The sequence below is a fragment of the Pseudomonas sp. SWI44 genome (assembly GCF_002947915.1).
Lineage (GTDB): Bacteria > Pseudomonadota > Gammaproteobacteria > Pseudomonadales > Pseudomonadaceae > Aquipseudomonas > Aquipseudomonas taiwanensis.
Genome location: NZ_CP026674.1, coordinates 4,013,448 through 4,030,905, shown reverse-complemented (window position 1 = coordinate 4,030,905; position 17,458 = coordinate 4,013,448). Strand labels below are relative to the sequence as shown.

20 protein-coding genes are annotated in these 17,458 nt (G+C 62.6%); 7 read left to right on the top strand and 13 right to left on the bottom strand.

The window, feature by feature from the left end:
- Window positions 1-75 precede the first annotated feature (75 nt).
- The 7 genes from C4Q26_RS19005 to C4Q26_RS18975 form a co-directional block, all read right to left on the bottom strand.
- Entirely contained in the window at window positions 76-1,314 is a 1,239-nt protein-coding gene (locus C4Q26_RS19005) for an RNA polymerase sigma factor (protein ID WP_104881376.1), read from the bottom strand.
- Window positions 1,314-1,799: an SRPBCC family protein gene (locus tag C4Q26_RS19000; RefSeq protein ID WP_023381710.1), complete on the bottom strand. Its 486-nt coding sequence runs from the start codon at window positions 1,797-1,799 to the stop codon at window positions 1,314-1,316. The genes C4Q26_RS19005 and C4Q26_RS19000 overlap by 1 nt, the downstream gene beginning before the upstream one ends.
- Window positions 1,800-1,820: 21 nt before the next feature.
- Window positions 1,821-2,165, bottom strand: a complete 345-nt coding sequence (locus tag C4Q26_RS18995) for a YciI family protein (RefSeq protein WP_023381711.1) — start codon at window positions 2,163-2,165, stop codon at window positions 1,821-1,823.
- Window positions 2,166-2,209: 44 nt separating this feature from the next.
- Window positions 2,210-2,635 (bottom strand): nuclear transport factor 2 family protein, encoded by a 426-nt coding sequence (locus tag C4Q26_RS18990; RefSeq protein WP_104883398.1) that lies wholly within the window; start codon window positions 2,633-2,635, stop codon window positions 2,210-2,212.
- A 103-nt stretch (window positions 2,636-2,738) separates the two neighbouring features.
- Entirely contained in the window at window positions 2,739-3,215 is a 477-nt protein-coding gene (locus C4Q26_RS18985; protein ID WP_049818779.1) for a GyrI-like domain-containing protein, read from the bottom strand.
- Between the two features lie 141 nt (window positions 3,216-3,356).
- Window positions 3,357-4,001: a LysE family translocator gene (locus C4Q26_RS18980; protein ID WP_027907438.1), complete on the bottom strand. Its 645-nt coding sequence runs from the start codon at window positions 3,999-4,001 to the stop codon at window positions 3,357-3,359.
- 128 nt (window positions 4,002-4,129) lie between these two features.
- Window positions 4,130-5,095 carry a threonine dehydratase gene (locus C4Q26_RS18975; RefSeq protein WP_023381715.1) on the bottom strand — a complete coding sequence of 322 codons (966 nt, stop codon included), beginning with the start codon at window positions 5,093-5,095 and terminating at the stop codon, window positions 4,130-4,132.
- A gap of 91 nt (window positions 5,096-5,186) precedes the next feature.
- Between C4Q26_RS18975 and C4Q26_RS18970 the strand changes: the two genes are divergently transcribed.
- On the top strand, window positions 5,187-6,530 hold the full coding sequence (locus C4Q26_RS18970; RefSeq protein WP_104884057.1) for a PLP-dependent aminotransferase family protein: 1,344 nt from the start codon (window positions 5,187-5,189) through the stop codon (window positions 6,528-6,530).
- 67 nt (window positions 6,531-6,597) lie between these two features.
- On the opposite strand, the gene C4Q26_RS18965 is transcribed toward C4Q26_RS18970, so the two are convergent.
- Window positions 6,598-6,855 (bottom strand): DUF2790 domain-containing protein, encoded by a 258-nt coding sequence (locus tag C4Q26_RS18965; protein WP_023381717.1) that lies wholly within the window; start codon window positions 6,853-6,855, stop codon window positions 6,598-6,600.
- Window positions 6,856-7,215: 360 nt separating this feature from the next.
- Here C4Q26_RS18965 and C4Q26_RS18960 point away from each other — a divergent pair, with 360 nt between their 5' ends.
- On the top strand, window positions 7,216-7,605 hold the full coding sequence (locus tag C4Q26_RS18960) for a GNAT family N-acetyltransferase (RefSeq protein ID WP_051376143.1): 390 nt from the start codon (window positions 7,216-7,218) through the stop codon (window positions 7,603-7,605).
- Here the strand turns inward: C4Q26_RS18960 and def are convergent.
- The 3 genes from def to C4Q26_RS18945 all read right to left on the bottom strand — a co-directional run bounded on the left by def (window position 7,539) and on the right by C4Q26_RS18945 (window position 9,385).
- Window positions 7,539-8,075: a peptide deformylase gene (def, locus tag C4Q26_RS18955; protein ID WP_023381719.1), complete on the bottom strand. Its 537-nt coding sequence runs from the start codon at window positions 8,073-8,075 to the stop codon at window positions 7,539-7,541. The two genes, C4Q26_RS18960 and def, sit on opposite strands and share 67 nt — an antisense overlap.
- A complete protein-coding gene (locus tag C4Q26_RS18950) occupies window positions 8,072-9,031 on the bottom strand; it encodes a YihY/virulence factor BrkB family protein (protein WP_023381720.1) in 960 nt (319 codons plus the stop codon). Before C4Q26_RS18950 ends, def begins: the two co-directional genes overlap by 4 nt.
- 174 nt (window positions 9,032-9,205) lie before the next feature.
- Window positions 9,206-9,385, bottom strand: coding sequence for a CsbD family protein (locus tag C4Q26_RS18945; protein ID WP_023381721.1), 180 nt, complete (start codon window positions 9,383-9,385; stop codon window positions 9,206-9,208).
- Window positions 9,386-9,628: 243 nt separating this feature from the next.
- Here C4Q26_RS18945 and C4Q26_RS18940 point away from each other — a divergent pair, with 243 nt between their 5' ends.
- Window positions 9,629-11,101, top strand: a complete 1,473-nt coding sequence (locus C4Q26_RS18940; RefSeq protein ID WP_104883397.1) for a nitrous oxide reductase family maturation protein NosD — start codon at window positions 9,629-9,631, stop codon at window positions 11,099-11,101.
- A 122-nt stretch (window positions 11,102-11,223) separates the two neighbouring features.
- A complete protein-coding gene (locus C4Q26_RS18935; RefSeq protein ID WP_023381723.1) occupies window positions 11,224-11,604 on the top strand; it encodes a hypothetical protein in 381 nt (126 codons plus the stop codon).
- On the opposite strand, the gene C4Q26_RS18930 is transcribed toward C4Q26_RS18935, so the two are convergent.
- Complete coding sequence (locus C4Q26_RS18930) at window positions 11,605-12,441, bottom strand: S1 RNA-binding domain-containing protein (RefSeq protein WP_023381724.1); 837 nt, start codon at window positions 12,439-12,441, stop codon at window positions 11,605-11,607.
- 134 nt (window positions 12,442-12,575) lie between these two features.
- Between C4Q26_RS18930 and C4Q26_RS18925 the strand changes: the two genes are divergently transcribed.
- Window positions 12,576-13,439 (top strand): DUF6279 family lipoprotein, encoded by an 864-nt coding sequence (locus C4Q26_RS18925; RefSeq protein WP_027907434.1) that lies wholly within the window; start codon window positions 12,576-12,578, stop codon window positions 13,437-13,439.
- 13 nt (window positions 13,440-13,452) lie between these two features.
- Here the strand turns inward: C4Q26_RS18925 and aceK are convergent, their stop codons facing one another.
- On the bottom strand, window positions 13,453-15,168 hold the full coding sequence (gene aceK / locus C4Q26_RS18920; protein WP_023381726.1) for a bifunctional isocitrate dehydrogenase kinase/phosphatase: 1,716 nt from the start codon (window positions 15,166-15,168) through the stop codon (window positions 13,453-13,455).
- A 214-nt stretch (window positions 15,169-15,382) separates the two neighbouring features.
- On the opposite strand from aceK, the gene C4Q26_RS18915 reads away from it, so the two are divergent.
- Together C4Q26_RS18915 and C4Q26_RS18910 are read left to right on the top strand one after the other, a co-directional pair.
- On the top strand, window positions 15,383-16,261 hold the full coding sequence (locus C4Q26_RS18915) for a DMT family transporter (protein WP_023381727.1): 879 nt from the start codon (window positions 15,383-15,385) through the stop codon (window positions 16,259-16,261).
- Between the two features lie 335 nt (window positions 16,262-16,596).
- Window positions 16,597-17,427, top strand: coding sequence for an ABC transporter ATP-binding protein (locus tag C4Q26_RS18910; RefSeq protein ID WP_049818781.1), 831 nt, complete (start codon window positions 16,597-16,599; stop codon window positions 17,425-17,427).
- Window positions 17,428-17,458 lie beyond the last annotated feature (31 nt).

Sequence of the window (17,458 nt, the reverse complement as noted above, 5' to 3'; positions counted from 1 at the left end):
GTTAAGCCCGCGCCTACACCCTCATCGTTTCGACCTGTAGGCGCCGGCTTGCCGGCGATAAGTCCAGCAACGCCATCACCCAAGCGAGCGCAGGCGACTTTCTATATGCCGCCGCTCTGGCTCCTGCCGCGTTAGCGCCAGTGCTTGCTTCCAGGCCGCGCGAGCCTGCTCCACGTGCCCCAACTGCTGATGCAGTTCAGCCCGCGCCGCATGCGCCAGGTGATAGTCCTGCAACGCCCCGTCGGCCAGCACCGATTCAAGCGCCCGCAGTCCGGCCTGCGGCCCATCGCGCTTGGCCAGCGCCACCGCGCGATTGAGCCCAACCACAGCCGACGGCCATCGCCGCAGCAGTTCATCGTAAAGCCCGACAATCTCGGCCCAGTCGGTCTGCTCTGCCGAGGTAGCTTCGGCATGCACCGCGGCAATCGCAGCCTGCAAGGTATAAGCGCCAAAAGCCCGGCTGCGCAGCGCTTGACGCACCAGGGCACAGCCTTCGGCGATCTGCTGGTGGTTCCACAAGCGGCGGTCCTGTTGTTCCAGCAACACCAGGTTGCCTTGGGCATCGCTGCGCGCCTGCTGCCTTGATGCCTGCAACAGCATCAAGGCCAACAGGCCGATCACCTCAGGGTCGGGTAACAGATCGACCAGCAGCCGCCCCAAGCGGATCGCCTCATCGGTCAGTTCCTGTTGCAGCAGCCATGCACCGGATGACGCCGAATAGCCTTCGTTGAACACCAGGTAGATCACTCGCAGCACGCTTTCCAGACGCTCGGGCAGTTCGTTCAACGCCGGGACCTGGTAAGGGATGCCAGCATCGCGGATCTTCGCCTTGGCGCGCACGATGCGCTGGGCAATCGTCGCTGGGCTTAGCAGAAAGGCCCGGGCAATCTGCTCGGTGGTCAGGTCGCAGACTTCACGTAGGGTCAAGGGTACCTGAGCGTCGGCAGCCAACGCCGGGTGGCAACAGGTGAAGATCAGCCGCAAGCGGTCGTCGGCGAGCAACGCGTCCTCACTGGGGTCCTGAACCTGGCCTTCGATGAGCATGATGAGGTCTGCCTGGGAGCGGTCGAAACGGGCACGCCGGCGCAGGGCATCGATGGCCTTGAAACGACCGGTCGACACCAGCCATGCCCGCGGGTTGTCGGGAATGCCCGCCTGCCGCCAACGGTCGACGGCGATGAAGAAGGCCTCGTGCATGGCCTCCTCGGCCAAGTCGAAGTCACCGAGCAAGCGGATCAGGGTGGCCAGGATGCGCCGTGAATCGCGCCGGTACACCGCTTCGACTTCGGCACGGACCTGCGCAAGCTCGACCATCAGTCCGGCATCCGCTGAGTCACAACCTCCACCAGCCGGTCCAGGCTTTCTCCCCAGCCCTGATGAAAGCCCATCTCTTCATGGGCCAGGCTATCGGCTGCACTCCAGTGCCAGGCGCGTGCGGTGTAGCGGGTCTTGCCCTGTTCCTCGTCGAAGGTCACCACCGCTGTCATGAATGCCTTGTCCGACGGTACCCAACCCGGTCCGAAGGCATCGGTGAACACCAGGCGTCGGGGTGCTGCGATTTCGAGGAACACCCCCTGGGTCGGGAACTCGCTGCCATCGGGTGCGCGCATCAGGGTCCGGAACAAGCCGCCCACCCATAGCTGCATCTCGCACTGCGGGGTGGTCATGCCGTGCGGCCCCCACCACTGCATCAACCATTGAGGTTCGGTCCAGGCACGAAACACTTTGGCCGGCGGGGCATCGATCAGGCGGCTGATGGAAAGTTCGTGTTTCGCTTCTGCAAGGGGTGCCAGCGTCATTATTGTTGTACTCCGCTCAGGTCAGGGTTGCAGATCACGCACCGGTCGCACTTCCACGCTGCCGACCCGCGCCGCCGGGATACCCTTGGCGATATTCAAGGCTTCGTTCAAGTCCCGGGCATCCACCAGGTAAAAACCCGCCAGTTGCTCCTTGGTTTCGGCGAACGGCCCATCGGTCAGGCTCATGCGGCCGCCTCGCATGCGTACCGTGGTGGCGGTCTGCACAGGCTTGAGTGCCTCGGCCGCCAGCATGCGCCCGGAGTGCTGCAATGACTGTGCGTAAGCCATGCATTCGGCGTCTTCGGGGCTGTCGGGCAGGCTGTGCAACAGCCCTTCGTCACAATAGACCAGGCACAGGTATTTCATGGTCGCCTCCTGGGGATGGGCGCAGTGCGTTTGGCGATATCGACTCAGGGCTTGAGATCGAACAGTGCTTTTTGCGTTTCCATGTCGAACGGCGCCGACCAGTGCTCGTGAATAACCTGCCATTGCCCGGCGCGCCGACGATAGGCGACCGTGGCACGCATGAAGCCACATCGGTTTTCATCGTCCGATGGCCCGCAACGGTTGAGCCAGTGGGCCACGCCCAGGTCACCGTCTGCGTGTACGGTGAGTTCGGCACACTCGAAGATCATCGGCCCGGTGCAAAAGCCCATGCACATTTCCCAGTGCGCCCGGTAGGCAGCCTTGCCCTTGAACTGCAGTTCCTTGATGGCATCGAAGGCGACGATATCCTCGGCATAGGGCGCGGCAATGCCATCCAGGTCGCGGTCGCGAACGGCCTGCATCCAGGTGTCGATGAGTTGACGGATTTCGGTTTCAGCTGCGCTGTTCATCGGCGAACTCCTGCGCTCGGTCATGAGCATTTTGGCGCAGGTATCTCCTGCGCCTTCACCTCTTGGTCGAACGGTAGCGGGGGAAATCGACAGGGCGATGAATTTATTTGCGTTGCAACGGCACCCAGATTTCCATCGCAGCGTTTGGGTCCGTCGGGTCGAAACCTGCCGGGTAGCGCTCGAACAGCGCCGCATCGGCCTGCTGCAGGCCGGACTGGGCCAACCAGGCAAACAGGCCCTGGAAGGTCCCCTTCAGCGCTTGCAGGCTGCCATGATGTTCGAACACAGCGTAATGCTGCGGTGCCAGTGCCAGCGTCGTGAATCCTGGCGCAAGGGTCCTGTCGGTACTCAGTTCGACCGCCGCCAGGTAGTCGAAACCGCCACGTTCGTCGGGGTGATAGCACACGCCGTAACTGTCTTTGCCGAGCAGCCACGGCGTATCGCCACCGTGTTCGACGAAACGCTGCCACAGCAAGGGCAGCCCAGCAAGATTGCTCAGGTTGAAACGCTCGCACAAACCCACAAGCGTCAGCGCCCGGCCATCCTCGTAGCGTACGGGGGGAATCGGTAGTGTGCTCATGTCCATCACCTCATTGATCGAGCCCAGGCAAGCATGCCTGGCCCGTGCTGGTTCGATAGCGTAGCGCAGATCCGTCACCTGGCACTTGACCCATGCCCCTGCCCTGCCACCGGCTGTCCGTTCGCACCCAGGCTCGACGGTTTACAAGGGGGGGCTTGCCAGGATGAATTCGCGGTAGCCGGAAACGACCACATACACCGCGAAATAACAAAAGATCGCCGCTGACAGCAGGTAGGACCAGGTCAACAAGCGGTCGCCCAGCAGGCGTCCGCCATGACTGGCGATACCACAGAGGGTCAGGCACCAGACCAGGCCTGCAGCGAGGAAGCCACCAAGGAACAACCCCGCCTCCAGCGCAGTACCGCCCCCGGAACGGGAAATCAGCACCCCGCCCACTGCCGCGAACCACAGGATGGCGCTGGGCGACGACATGGCCAGGAAGATCCCCCGCAGGAACTCCCGCCAGCCCGATTCCACCACCACTTGCCCTCGCGCCTCCATGTGCCCGCCACGCCAGGCTGCCAGCAACATCTTCAGCGCGAACCACACCAGCAAGGCCGAGCCCCCTAGCCACAAGGCCCAGCGCACGGCTTCGAACTGCAACAGAACGGTCATCCCGGCCAACGCCGCCACGGCATAGATCAAGTCGCCCACGCAAGTGCCAAGGCCCAGCCAGAAGCCCTGGAGAAAACCACGCTGCATGGCGAGTGTGATCATGGCGATGTTGGCCACCCCGATATCCAGGCACAGGGACAGGCTCAGAAGAAAACCGTTGGAGAAAGGCATCGGAAACTCGACTACAGGTTGAAGACAGGCGCGTTCACGGCGCGCACACTGGCGCACTGTATGGGAAGCCATGGCGCTTGCTCAAGCCAGATTGGCTTGCCCTTGAATACCCTGGACCTGCCATGGGCTCAGAGTTGCTCGATGCCAGCCAGAGCCCGCGCATACAGATCGCGGTCCACATTCGCCCCACTGAGCACTACCGCCACACGCTTGCCAGCCTGCCTGCCCCGCTCCTGCATCAACGCTGCCAGCGGCGCGGCTCCAGCACCTTCGGAGGTATTGTGGGTCGCTTCGTGGTACAGGCGCATCGCCTGGGCGATTTCACTGTCGTCCACGCGCACGATACGTGCCGCATGCTCGCGCACCAGGGCGAGGGCATCGGCATTGGGAACCCGGCAGGCCATGCCATCGGCGAAAGTATTGGCAGTGGCGGTGGTAACGATGCGTCCTTGCTCGAAGCTTTGTGCATAGGCATCGGCCGCACTGGAAACCACACCTACGATCTCGGTCTTCAAGCCAAGCAGGTTGCGCGCCTGGATCAGCCCGCAAATGCCCGAGCCCATGCCGATCGGCACATACACGCAGTCCAGCTCAGCCACCGCTTCGAACAGCTCCAGGGCGTAGGTCGCCACCCCGCGCACCAGCTCCGGGTGGAACGCGGGCACCATGGTATAGCCACGCGCCGCGGCTATTCGGCTGGCCTCTTCGCGGGCCACGTCGAAGTCCGCGCCGTGCTCGACCAGCTCGGCGCCAAGTGCTCGCATGGCAGCGTTCTTCTCCCTGGAATTCCCCTCCGGTACCACGATCACCAACGGCAAGCCTGCCCGTCGCGCCGCCATCGCCATGCTCTGGCCATGGTTGCCACGGGTCGCAGTGACCAGGCCTTGGGGCGGGTTGCCGCAGGCCAGCAACGAGCGCACGTACACCAGCCCGCCGCGCACCTTGAATGCCCCGGTAGGTGCATGGTTCTCATGCTTGACCCATACCTCGCACCCCAGCCGGGCAGCCAGCAAAGGCCAGGCATGCTGCGCGGTGGCGGGGATATGCTGGTGGACGAATTCAGCGGCTTCACGCAGGGCGGCTAGGTCGAACATGACGGTCATCCTTTAGGGTCAAGAGGTTGATCCGATCCTATGCGCCGGGCATTGTATGGGTAAATCCTTATATTGCATGGGCAGCAATTTCATGTGGGTTCCTGAACTCGTCGAGGATGGCCGCCCCCGTTACCTGGCGCTGGTCGACGCCATCGCCAGCGCCATCGAATGTGGAACGCTCAAGGTCGGCGATCGCCTGCCTCCCCAGCGTCGTCTGGCCTGGAAACTGGGCTTGAATCCCAGCACCACGCAGCAGGCCTACCGTGAAGCCGCCGCTCGCCACCTGGTGGCGGGCGAGGTCGGCCGTGGCACTTACGTGCTGGCCGGTAGCCAGGAAGCGACGTTGTTTCGCCTCAAGCAGCATGACCCGCACGGCACGCTGATCGACCTGTCGACCAATGTGCCGGTGGCCGACCCGACCAACCAGGACCTGCACCTCAGCCTGCAAGCCTTGCTGGCACAGCGCCAGAGCCAATTGCTCGACCATTACCTCGGGCCGCAGCAGTTGCTGCTGGGCAGGCTCCAAGGCGCCCGCTGGCTGGCCAATCGCGGCCTGACACTGGCGGCTGACGAGTTGCTCCTGTGCGCAGGCGCCCAGCACGGGCTCACCTTGCTGCTGCAGTCGCTCTGCCAGGCCGGCGAGCCGGTCATGCTCGAGGCTTTGACCGCGCCGGGCATCAAGGCGGCGTGCCGCCAGTTGCGCTTGCCGGTGCACGGTGTGGCGCTGGACACGCAGGGCCTACGGCCAGATGAACTGGACCGGGTTGCCCGTGCCAGCGGCGCACGGGTACTGGTGACCACACCGACCCTGCACAACCCCACCGGCGCCTGCATGGACGACGCGCGCCGCCAGGCAATTGCCGAGGTGGTCAAACGCCTGGGACTGCTGGTGATCGAGGATGATGTCTATGGCGCCCTCAGCGACCGCCCACCGCTCTACCCGCTGTTGGGCGAGCACGGCGTCCTGATCAGCAGCCTGTCCAAGACGGTGGCCGCGGGACTGAGGCTGGGCTGGATCGTGGCCGACCCTCGCCTGCTGGATCAGGTCGACCCCCACGCCAAGGCCAGTCACTGGTCGATTTCGCCCCTGAACCTGCAGGTTGCCTGCCAGTGGATCGAAGACGGTACGGCAGCCCGACGCCTGGCCTGGCAGCGCACGGAAGTCTGCGAGCGCTGGCGCCTGGCGCGCAAGGTGCTGGGCAGTGCCTTGTGCAACGCCAGCGAACCTGCCCCCCATGCCTGGGTGGCCGCTTCACGAGGGGCTGACAGGGTGATAGCGCAGTGTCGCGCACAGCACGTGGAGATCGTGCCGGCGAGCGTATTCGCCGTGGGCGCGGGCCAGGAGCAGGCGGTGCGTATCAGCCTGTCGGCGGCGGGTAGCCGTGCTGAACTGAAGGAGGGGTTGGAACGGGTGTGTCGCGTGTTGGCAGGCTGAGGGCTTGCGCTCCCGCAGACCCAGTTCGGTCCGCGGGAGCAGGCTTGGCCGCGAAGGGTCGGGGCAATCAGCCTTGCTGGCAGCCCTCGCCCATGGCGCGGTACTGAATGGTATGCACCTGGCCCTGATGGTCTTCATAGGTCATGGTCGCCGGCACCACTTCGCAGACATTCGGAAGGGTCGACAGACTGATCACCCGTTTGATGTCCAGGTTCATGGAATAGTCGTACTGCTGGGCGACAGGCTCGGTGGAGACAGGTTTGGCCTCATCGGCAAGGGCGAACGAGGACATACCGACCAATGCAAGAATCAGTAATGGTTTCATGTGAGTTGGCCTTTAAAGCAATCAAGCTGATCGATTGACTTCAATATGCCGTCAATGGCGCGGAGAAGTTGTCATCTCCAACGAAGATGACACGAAGTACCGATCCCGCTTCGTCATACTGCTGGGGGATGTCTGAAAGTCTACTCCCGCCTTTGAATAGTTGAACCCCGAAGTCAGACATTCACCCTTGCAGGATTTGCAACAATCTGCGACAAAATCGCCTCAAGAGGCTGGCGTAGAGCCATCCCGGACGTTTTTCGACTCGACTTTGGAATGCGCATGCCCCTGCTGCACTGCACCCAACTGACCGCCCTCGAGCGCCGCCTGCTCGACCACTTCTACCGCCAGCACGGCTCACGCATGCGGGCTGCCAGCGATGGGGAACTGTGGGTAGCCCGGCGTACCGAAATCATCGCAGGGCTGAGCTTGGCGCCCATCGAGAATGGCCATTGGCTCACAGGGCTTTTCGTCGCCCCGCAGCAGCGCAAACAGGGCGTGGCGGGGCAATTGATCGATGCCGCACTGGCAGGCGGACGCGGCCCGATCTGGCTATTCTGCCACCCCGACCTGGCGCCCTTCTATCAACACCTAGCCTTCGAAACCGCCGCCCAGTTGCCAGAAGCCCTCGCCGCTCGGCTGGCGCGCTACCAACGCAGTAAACGCCTGGTGGCCATGGTGCGCGGTCAGTCGTCGCTGGCATCCAGCCCAGGGAACAGCACCTCGGTGAACCCGAACTTGGCAAAGTCCTGAATGCGCGAGGGGTACAACCGCCCGATCAGGTGATCGCACTCATGCTGCACCACGCGGGCATGAAAACCGTCCGCAAAGCGGTTGATCGGATTGCCCTGAGGGTCGATGCCTTCGTAACGAATATGCTTGTAGCGCGGCACCACCCCGCGCAGGCCGGGCACCGACAGACAGCCTTCCCAGCCGTCCTCGATCTCGGTCGACATGGGCGTGATCACCGGGTTGAGCAGGATGGTCTGCGGAACTGGCTCGGCATCCGGATAACGCTCGCTGCGCTCGAATCCGAAGATGACCAGTTGCAGGTCGATGCCTATCTGTGGCGCGGCCAGACCCACGCCGCCTACATGGGCCATGGTCTCGAACATGTCGTCGATCAGTTGCTGCAGTTCGGCACTGCCGATCAGTTCGTCAGGCACCGGTGGGGCGATGCGTAGCAGGCGCTCATCGCCCATCTTGAGAATGTCGCGGATCATCGGGGTGTCGGCTCGGAAGGTCGAGGCTCGCTCGATATCGGGTGTTCATGGCCCAGCACTGTCAGGGTCTCCCTGGACTTGTCACCGCCGAAATCCTTTTCGCCAGGGTTCTTGCCCTCTGTCGACATGTGCTCGATCACGGCGTTCATTTCCGCCCCCAGCAACAGCACGGCTGCGGAGATATAGAAATACAGCAACAGCACGATGATTGCACCGATACTGCCGTACATCGCGTTGTAGTCGGCGAAGGTCTTTACGTAGTAACCAAAGCCCAGGGAAGCGATGATCCACACCACCACCGCCAGCACCGAACCTGGCGTGATGAAGCGAAACTTCTGCTTCACGTCCGGCATCACGTAATAGATCAGCGCCACCGCCACCATCATCAGGATGATGATCGCCGGCCAGCGCAGGATGGTCCACACCGTGACAATCACCTCTTGCATGCCGATCTGGGCGGCAATCCACTCCATGACCTGCGGCCCCAATACCATCAACGCCGCCGCTGCCAGCAGCATCCCAGCGATGCCCACCGTGTAGATGATCGACAGCGGAATGCGCTTCCAGACCGGGCGTCCCTCGGGCACGTCGTAGGCGGCGTTCATTGCACTCATCATCAGGCGCACGCCAGCCGAGGCAGTCCACAGCGCGATCACGATACCCACTGAAAGCAAGCCGCCCTTGGACTGCTGCAGTTGGTCGATCACCGGGTTGACCTGTTCCAGCGCCTGCGGCGGCAACACCAGTTCCGATTGCAGGCGGAGCCAGGAGAAAAAGTCCGGCAGGTGCAGAAAACCGATCAAGGCGATCAAGAACAGCAGGAAAGGGAACAGCGAAAACAGCATCTGGTAGGCCAGCGCCGAGGCATAGGTAGACATCTCGTCATCGAGAAATTCGCTGACGGTACGCACCAGCACGCGGTGCAGGGGCAGGCCGCGCAGGTCGGGGAAAATCATAGCGTCTCCTTTCGCCGCTTGATCAGTACAGGGGAAAGTCTAATAGACCACGCAACTGATGTACCGCTCCCTGCCGACTTTCAGAAATAATCGCCTGCAGGGCCCCATGCAGGGCCCTGCAGGTGCAGCTTGCCGGCGATGAGGCCAGCCAAGGCACGATCATTCAGGGCTCATTCAGGGCTTCTTGATCGCGTCCTTGACGTCCCCCTTCACCTGCTGCGCCTCGCCCTTGAGCTCCTGGGCCTTGCCTTCAGCGCGCAGCTTCTCGTTGTCGGTCGCCTTGCCGACGCCTTGCTTGACGTTGCCCATGGCTTCGTTGGCCATACCTTTGACTTTGTCTTTAGTGCCGCTCATGGCAAATCTCCTGCAAGTGGAGACACGTGAATCGTGTCGACAGTGGGTTGACCGGTCGTCTTCTGCAAGAGTTTCACCGGATTCACACACGGCGTGCCGGGCGGTGATTCGGGGCGAATACCGCACCGAATTGGCCACCAGGCTCTGCGCAGCGCCGCCCCTGTCCCCTTAGAATCACCGGCGAATGGCAACCCCAAGCAGGCTGCCTTCGATAAGAACAATCGTTTTCGGAAGGTCCGCCCCATGCGTTTGATACCCCTCCTGGCCGCCTTGCTGCCGCTGCTCCCCCTGCCCGCTCTTGCCGCCGCACCGGCCAGCAGCGAAACCCTTCGCGTCGACCGCTACAACGACGATGGCCAGCCCGGCAGCCTGCGCTGGGCGATCGAGACCAGCAACCAGAACCCTGGCCGCTACCGCATCGACATTGCCCCGGTGGGTAAACCACCCTATGTCATCCGTCCGACTCGCCCGCTGCCGGAAATCAAGGGCCCGGTGCGCATCACTGGACTGTCGTGGGCCCAAGACGGCCAATACATCGCCATCGACGGCTCCGGCTATATCAAGGACCAGGGCGTTCATACCTGCCCCGGCGCCCTACCCGGCCAATACGGCACCAATGTGCGTACCACCACCCACCCCGGCCTGGTGCTGCGAGACACCCAAGGCGTGCACCTGAGCGGTCTTGAAGTGCGTAACTTCTGCATCGGCATCCTGGTCAATCGCGCCAGTGGCAACGTCATCGAAGACAACCGCATCGTGGCCAACAAAGGCGGGGCCGGGATCATGCTCACCGGCGACGACGGTGCCGGCAATCCGACAGCGACCACTACGGTCAACAACAAGGTGCTGCGCAACCAGTTGGTCGACAACGGCGACGGTCTGGAGCTCACCCGGGGCGCGGCCTTCAACCTGGTGGCCGACAACCTGTTCCGCTCCACACCCGCCAACCCGGAGCCGTCCCAGGGCATCGAGATTCTGCTGGGCAACGACAACAGCGTGGTACGCAACCGCTTCGAGAACTACTCCGACGGGCTGCAGATCAACTGGGGCAACCGCAACTACCTCGGTGCCAACACCTTCACAGGCAACTCCAACGGTGTCAGCGTCACGGGCGACGGCAACATCCTCGATGGCAACCTGATTCACGGCAACCGCATTGGTGTGGCGCTGCGTCCGGAGCCGAACGTCACCGCCACCCGCCTGACCGCCAATCGGATCTGGGGCAACAGCCAGGACATTCGCCGCTGCGAGGCCGGCGGCTCGTGCGTGCCTGACCAGCGCACCGGTGCAATCGTCTTTGGCGTACCGGCCCAGGCCCATGCGCTGTACGTAGGTTCACGAGGGATAGGTGCAGACCTGGCGAAGAAAGACCAGGCCATCATTTGCGATGGCAATGGCCAACCCAAGCCATGCCAGCCGTTGCCCAACCACAACCAGCCAGCCCCCCGCCTGACTGCCCTGCAAGGCGAACAGTTGCAAGGCGAAGTTAGCGGGCCGGCATCCAGCCTGTTGCGGGTCGAGGTGTTCGGGAATGCCGAGGCCAACGGAACCGAGGCGCAGCAGTATCTTGGCCAGGTACTGGTGAGCAGTGACAAGGACGGCAAGGCGACATTTGCCCAGACGCTGGAGAACGCCGCGGAGCTCCGCAGCTTCACCGCGACGGTAACCACCGCCGAGGGTGCGACGTCGGAGTTGAGCCGGCCACTGAGTCGCTGAACCCATTGGCCCTGTCGCCAGCAGGCCGACTGCTGAAAGCGATAGGGCCATCAAACCTTGCCCCGCTACCGGCCACCCCTCACAATGCAGGCCTTATCACGCGTCAACCCGCAGGAACCTGCATGAAACTCGACAAACCCGCCGCCATCGCCCGACGTAACCAGGCGCTGGACAAGCCGGTGCTCAACAGCACCAATACCCTGTTCGCCATCCTCGATCGCAAACGTAACCTGTGGTGGTTCGAAGTACCGGTAGCCTTGCTGCGCAAGGGCCAGCCCGACTGGGTCAACCTGCTGCTGCACACCCCGGAAAACGACGACTTGCAGCACCTGAAGGTGCCGACCAACTTCCTGCGTGCCCATCAGGAGCAGATGGAAGTGCGCAACCCCGGTAAGCGCCGCTCGACCATCAGCCTGGCCCTGAGCGCCGACCGCGATTCGCTACTGCGCGACACCCGCCCGGGCGGCGAGCAGCTGGATTTCAAGGCATTCGTCCAGGCCTGATCAGGCCCGTTCGATGCGATCGTCATGGATGACGATCCGGCCTTGCTTGAACAACGCGCCGATGGCCTTTTTGAAGTTGCCCTTGCTGACGTTGAACAGCTGGCTGATCACCTCCGGTGCGCTCTTGTCGCACACGGCCAGTACCCCGCCCTCTGCCTCCAGACGCGCCATGATCTGCTCTTGCAAGTCATCGCCCAGCGCCTTGCCGACCGGTTGCAGGCTCAAGGCGATCTTGCCGTCGTGGCGCACCTCCTTGATGAAGCCTTCCACATGCATGCCCGAACGCAGGAACTTGAATACCTCGTTCTTGTGAATCAGGCCCCAGTGGCGGTTATTGATGATGGCCTTGTAGCCCATGGGCGTCTGCCCGGCCACCAGCAGCTCGACCGGCTGACCGACCGAATAGTCCGCCGGAGTGCGGTCCAGGTAGCGATCCAGCCGGGCGGTAGCGGTGATACGGCGGGTGCGTTTGTCCAGGTAAGCATGCACCACGCAGTAGTCGCCTATTTTCAATGGCCGCGACTCTTCCGAATAAGGCATGAGCAGGTCCTTGGACAGGCCCCAGTCGAAGAAGATGCCAGCATTGTTGATGTCCTTGACCTTGAGGCTGGCGAAGCCACCCACCTGAACCTTGGGCTGCTCGGTGGTGGCGATCAGCTGGTCTTCACTGTCCAGGTAGATGAACACATTGAGCCAGTCATCGACCTCGGTCGGCGTGTCCTTGGGAATGTAACGCCTGGGCAGCAGGATTTCGCCGTCGGCACCGCCGTCCAGGTACAGGCCGAAGTCCACGTGTTTCACGATTTGCAAACTGTTGTAACGCCCAAGCAGAGCCATTTCCGATGTTCCTCAAGACAAGGCGGCTATTCTACACCTGAAGCCACCGTGCTGCCCGACCGCTGATTCATTCGTCGCAGTCGCCGTGGCCTGTTCATATTCATCGACTGGCCAACCCCTGCAAGGACTCGCCCATGCACGTTCGCCTGCTCAAAGTCTTGCTCATTGCCATCGGCTCGCTCCTGGCGCTGGTGGCGTGCAACCGTATCGACCTGGCCTACCGCAACCTGGACCGACTGGTACCCTGGTCACTGGCCGACTACCTGGACATGAACAGCGACCAGAAGGCCTTGCTCGATGAGCGCCTCAAGCAGCACCTGGCCTGGCACTGCAAGACCCAGCTGCCCGGCTACCTTGACTGGCTCGACCGGGTGCGCACGATGGTCGCCGAAGACCAGGTGACCGACCAAGCGCTGCAGCAACGCACCCAGGAAGCCCGCCAGGCCATCGGCCGCGTCACCGAGGCCATTACCCCTTCGGCGGCCGAACTGTTGCGGGGGATGAGCGATGCCCAGGTGGAAGAGATGCGCGAGGCGTTGCGCGAGGACATCAGCGAACGCCAGAAAAAGTACGTGGATACGCCGCTGGAACAACAGATCACGCGGCGCACCGAGCGCATGGAAAAGCGTCTGAGGCCCTGGTTCGGCGACCTCAACACCGCGCAACGCCAGCGTATCCAGGCCTGGTCCCAGTCGTTGGGCGACCAGAACCGCGAATGGATCACCAACCGCGCCCACTGGCAGCAGCAACTGATGCTGGCGATGAACCAGCGCAACGACGCCAGCTTCGAACCCCGCCTGGCGCAGTTGCTGCAACGCAAGGAGAGCCTGTGGACGGAAAATTACCGCATCGCCTATCAGAACACCGAACGGCAGGCGCGCAGCCTGCTGGTCGACCTGATGCACCTGAGCACGCCTGCCCAGCGCACGTTCCTGCAGCAACGCCTGGCTGAAGTGCGGACCGACTTCAGCGAGCTCAAGTGCCTGCGCAGCCCCTGACAGCGCACATCATTCACCGTACCTTGCGCCGATACGGAAACACATCGATCACCTTCCCATCGCGGATCTTCGCCTGCAATCCCTTCCAGTAATCGGCGTCGTACAATTCCCCATGCAAGCGGCTGAACAGCCGTCGCTGACCGATATCGGCAAACAGGAACGGCGGAAACTCCTCGGGAAACACATCGTGCGGCCCGATCGAGTACCACGGCTCGCCCGACATCTCGTCTTCCGGGTAACGCGGCGGCGGAATGTGGCGGAAGTTCACCTCGGTGAGAAAGCTGATTTCGTCATAGTCATAGAACACCACGCGGCCATGGCGAGTTACCCCGAAGTTCTTCAGCAGCATGTCGCCGGGGAAAATGTTCGCCGCCGCCAGCTGCTTGATGGCCAGGCCGTAGTCCTCCAGCGCCTCGAGCACCTGGGCGTCGCTGGCATGCTCCAGGTACAGGTTGAGCGGCGTCATGCGGCGTTCGGTCCAGCAGTGACGAATCAGCACGGTGTCGCCCTCCAGGGCGACCGTGGACGGAGCCACCTCCAGCAGCTCCGCCAGGCAATCGGGTTCGAACTTGGCCTTGGGAAAGCGAAAATCGGCGAACTCCTGGGTGTCGGCCATGCGCCCCACGCGGTCGACACTCTTCACCAGACGGTACTTGTCGATGACCGTGGCGCGGTCGACGGTCTTGGACGGCGAGAAGCGGTCCTTGATGATCTTGAACACCGTATTGAACCCCGGCAGGGTGAACACGCTCATGACCATGCCGCGAACGCCCGGGGCCATGATGAAGCGGTCTTCGCTGCCGGCCAGGTGGTTGATCAGCGCCCGGTAGAACTCCGACTTGCCGTGCTTGTAGAACCCAATGGAGGTGTACAGCTCGGCGATGTGCTTGCCGGGAAGAATGCGCTTGAGAAAGTTGACGAACTCCGCTGGCACCGGCACATCGACCATAAAGTACGAACGGGTGAAGGAAAAGATGATCGACACCTCGGCCTCGTCGGTGATCACGGCATCCGCTTCGATGCCGTGGCCTTCGCGGTGCAGCAAGGGAATCACCAGCGGCCATTGTTCGTCCAGTGTATGCAGGCGGCCCACCAGGTAGGCGCCTTTATTGCGGTACAACACCGGCCAGAACAGCTCCACCGCCAGGGCCGGGTCCTTGCATACCCAGTCCGGCAGGCTTTCGCGCAGCTGCTCCTCCAGTCGTGCCAGGTCACCCTCCAGGTCTGCGTAGGGCACATCGAACGGGTAATCGGCCAGGATCGAACGCAGCAGGCCCTTGAGGCCGCCGTGCGCCGTGTAGGTGTGGGTTTGTGCCGCGCGCTCGCGGTTGCGCAACGAGGGCCGGGTGGTGTGGATGAACATGCAGCCATCACTGATCTGGTCATGACTGAACAGGCTGCAGAACAGCGAGTTGTACCAGGTTTCCGACAGCTCATCGTCAAGGCGCGGGTCGATCAGGCTGATGTAGGCGCTCTTGACCAAGGGCCACTGGCCTACCTCCAGCAGCACCTCTTCATCGAAACCGTCGCGCAGCCAACCGTTGACCTCGCCGACTTTCTGCTCGTACAGGTTGATCCGCGCGGCCGCGGCCAGTTGGATATCCTGCCAGCGGGCCTGCTCGAAACGTTCGCGGGCCCCGAGGGTGATGCGGCGAAAATGCTCGCGGTAGTCGTCGAAGCCATCGAGGATCATGCGGGCGATCTCGTGGGCCGGCCAGTGCTGGGTCATGCGCGGACACCTAGGTGCGGGGTGAGATAGACAGCTTAGTCGCCCCTTGCAATTTGCGATGCCCGCCTTGGCGCATGGCCGGCGAGTCGGCGGTCCCTGAATCGCGCCGATCCACTGCGGCCCCTGCGATAGCGGATTTACACCGCAAGAAAGCACAAGAAACGCCCCGCCCCGTGACGTACACTCGCGCCCTGCCTTGTATCCGGAGATCGTTGTGAGCCCCATCGCCCTAGCCCGCCTGCTGACCCTTGCCGCCGTCTGGGGGGCGAGCTTTCTGTTCATGCGCATCATCGCGCCGGAGTTGGGGACCGTGCCCACCGCGTTCTTCCGGGTTTCGATCGCCTGCCTGGGGTTGATCGCCATCCTCGCCGTGGCCCGAGTACGCTGGAACTTCCAGGGCAAACTGGGGGCCTGCCTCGTGCTGGGGATGATCAATTCAGGGATCCCGGCCACCTTCTATTCGGTCGCTGCCCAGGTGCTGCCCGCCGGCTATTCGGCCATTTTCAACGCCACCACGCCGCTGATGGGCGTGCTGATCGGCGCGCTGTGCTTCCGTGAGCCGATGACCTTGCCCAAGCTGTGCGGCATTTTCCTCGGTCTGCTCGGCGTAGGCATTCTCAGCGGCGCCGGCCCCGTTGCCTTGGATCTGGCCTTGCTGCAGGGCGCCCTGGCGTGTCTCGCCGCCACCACCTGCTATGGCTTTGCCGGCTTTCTCGCTCGGCGCTGGATCAGTGGGTTGGACAGCCGCCTCTCGGCCTTGGGCAGCATGCTCGGCGCCACCCTGATGATGACGCCGCTGTTCGCCTGGAGCGCACTGACTCAGCCGCCAGCCAGTTGGGGCGGCTGGCAGGTCTGGTGGTCGCTGTTGGGGTTGGGGCTGGTGTGCACGGCATTCGCCTACATTCTTTACTTCCGCCTGCTGGCCGAAATCGGACCGGTCAAGGCCAGTACCGTGACCTTCCTGATTCCAGTGTTCGGTGTACTGTGGGGCGCCTGGCTGCTGGACGAGTCGTTGTCCATGGGGCACCTGTACGGCGGGCTGCTGATCGGTGTGGCTTTGTGGCTGGTGCTCAGGCCTGCGCGGCGATCCTGAGCGCTGCGGCGCGGCCCAATCGCCGGCAAGCGGGCGCTCACCTGCGACAAAGGGGCTGTTTCACCCGCGAAACCTCGCACACGCCCGTTACCCAAAATGCCCAACTCCCTCGCATTCGACACCTCTCGTGCGCGGTTGCTGGGCATTTTCGTGCCATATAGAAAACTCTGTTTCATATATAAAACATGCTGGAAAACACTGCATATCTGTAACTTAATAATAAATAAGGGATTTCTTATTATTTAAGAGAAATGACACACCTGGCATTGTTCATGCACTAAACGGCGTATCACCTATAAAACAGACCAGAGACTAATCCCATGGCTGTGAAAGAGATGTACGCAATCGCCTCGCAGTGGAATGCACCACGCCCCGACCCGGCACCGACTGAAATCGAATTTCGCAATGTCGGCAAGGCGTTTCCCACCAAAGGCCAGACCGAAGCGCCGTTCGCCATTCGCGGCGTGAACTTCCAGATTCGCCGCGGTGAAGTGGTTTCGATCATCGGCCCTTCCGGCTGCGGCAAGAGCACCATCCTCAACATGGGTTCGGGCCTGTACAGACCAACCGAAGGTGAAGTGCTGGTCAGCGGCGAACGGGTCGACGGGCCGGTGAGCAAGGTCGCCTTCATGTTGCAGAAGGACCTGCTGATGCCTTGGCGCAGTATTCGCCGCAATGTCGAATTGGGTCTGGAAATCCAGGGCATGGCGGCTTCACAGCGCAAGGTGATCGCCGAGAACCTGCTCAAACGCTGCCACCTGCAAGGCTTCGCCGATCACTACCCGTTCCAGCTCTCGGGGGGCATGCGCCAGCGTGCCGCGCTGGCCCGCACGCTGGCCATCGACCCGCAGGTGCTGTTCCTGGACGAGCCGTTTTCGGCCCTCGACGCCCAGACCAAGATGATTCTCCAGCAGGACCTGGCGCGAATGCTGTTCGAAGAGAAGAAGACCGCGCTGTTCATCACCCATGACCTGGTCGAGGCCATCGCCCTGTCCGATCGCCTGCTGGTGATGAGCGCCCGCCCCGGCACCATCATCGAAGAAATCGAGATCGACCTGCCGCACCGCGACAACCCGCTGGAGCGGCGCAAGCTTCCGGAGATCGGCCCTCTGGCAGGCCGCCTGATGGAACTGCTGAAGGTCGGCGAAGACCACGACCTGCACTGACCGACGCCTCACTCACCTCTTGGGAGTTAGC

What these genes read in the sequence shown, in the direction of transcription:
- C4Q26_RS19005 (WP_104881376.1), bottom strand. Translation starts at nt 1,314, where the DNA reads ATGGTCGAGCTTGCGCAGGTCCGTGCCGAAGTCGAAGCGGTGTACCGG.
- C4Q26_RS19000 (WP_023381710.1), bottom strand. Translation starts at nt 1,799, where the DNA reads ATGACGCTGGCACCCCTTGCAGAAGCGAAACACGAACTTTCCATCAGC.
- C4Q26_RS18995 (WP_023381711.1), bottom strand. Translation starts at nt 2,165, where the DNA reads ATGAAATACCTGTGCCTGGTCTATTGTGACGAAGGGCTGTTGCACAGC.
- C4Q26_RS18990 (WP_104883398.1), bottom strand. Translation starts at nt 2,635, where the DNA reads ATGAACAGCGCAGCTGAAACCGAAATCCGTCAACTCATCGACACCTGG.
- C4Q26_RS18985 (WP_049818779.1), bottom strand. Translation starts at nt 3,215, where the DNA reads ATGAGCACACTACCGATTCCCCCCGTACGCTACGAGGATGGCCGGGCG.
- C4Q26_RS18980 (WP_027907438.1), bottom strand. Translation starts at nt 4,001, where the DNA reads ATGCCTTTCTCCAACGGTTTTCTTCTGAGCCTGTCCCTGTGCCTGGAT.
- C4Q26_RS18975 (WP_023381715.1), bottom strand. Translation starts at nt 5,095, where the DNA reads ATGTTCGACCTAGCCGCCCTGCGTGAAGCCGCTGAATTCGTCCACCAG.
- C4Q26_RS18970 (WP_104884057.1), top strand. Translation starts at nt 5,187, where the DNA reads ATGTGGGTTCCTGAACTCGTCGAGGATGGCCGCCCCCGTTACCTGGCG.
- C4Q26_RS18965 (WP_023381717.1), bottom strand. Translation starts at nt 6,855, where the DNA reads ATGAAACCATTACTGATTCTTGCATTGGTCGGTATGTCCTCGTTCGCC.
- C4Q26_RS18960 (WP_051376143.1), top strand. Translation starts at nt 7,216, where the DNA reads ATGCGGGCTGCCAGCGATGGGGAACTGTGGGTAGCCCGGCGTACCGAA.
- def (WP_023381719.1), bottom strand. Translation starts at nt 8,075, where the DNA reads ATGATCCGCGACATTCTCAAGATGGGCGATGAGCGCCTGCTACGCATC.
- C4Q26_RS18950 (WP_023381720.1), bottom strand. Translation starts at nt 9,031, where the DNA reads ATGATTTTCCCCGACCTGCGCGGCCTGCCCCTGCACCGCGTGCTGGTG.
- C4Q26_RS18945 (WP_023381721.1), bottom strand. Translation starts at nt 9,385, where the DNA reads ATGAGCGGCACTAAAGACAAAGTCAAAGGTATGGCCAACGAAGCCATG.
- C4Q26_RS18940 (WP_104883397.1), top strand. Translation starts at nt 9,629, where the DNA reads ATGCGTTTGATACCCCTCCTGGCCGCCTTGCTGCCGCTGCTCCCCCTG.
- C4Q26_RS18935 (WP_023381723.1), top strand. Translation starts at nt 11,224, where the DNA reads ATGAAACTCGACAAACCCGCCGCCATCGCCCGACGTAACCAGGCGCTG.
- C4Q26_RS18930 (WP_023381724.1), bottom strand. Translation starts at nt 12,441, where the DNA reads ATGGCTCTGCTTGGGCGTTACAACAGTTTGCAAATCGTGAAACACGTG.
- C4Q26_RS18925 (WP_027907434.1), top strand. Translation starts at nt 12,576, where the DNA reads ATGCACGTTCGCCTGCTCAAAGTCTTGCTCATTGCCATCGGCTCGCTC.
- aceK (WP_023381726.1), bottom strand. Translation starts at nt 15,168, where the DNA reads ATGACCCAGCACTGGCCGGCCCACGAGATCGCCCGCATGATCCTCGAT.
- C4Q26_RS18910 (WP_049818781.1), top strand. Translation starts at nt 16,597, where the DNA reads ATGTACGCAATCGCCTCGCAGTGGAATGCACCACGCCCCGACCCGGCA.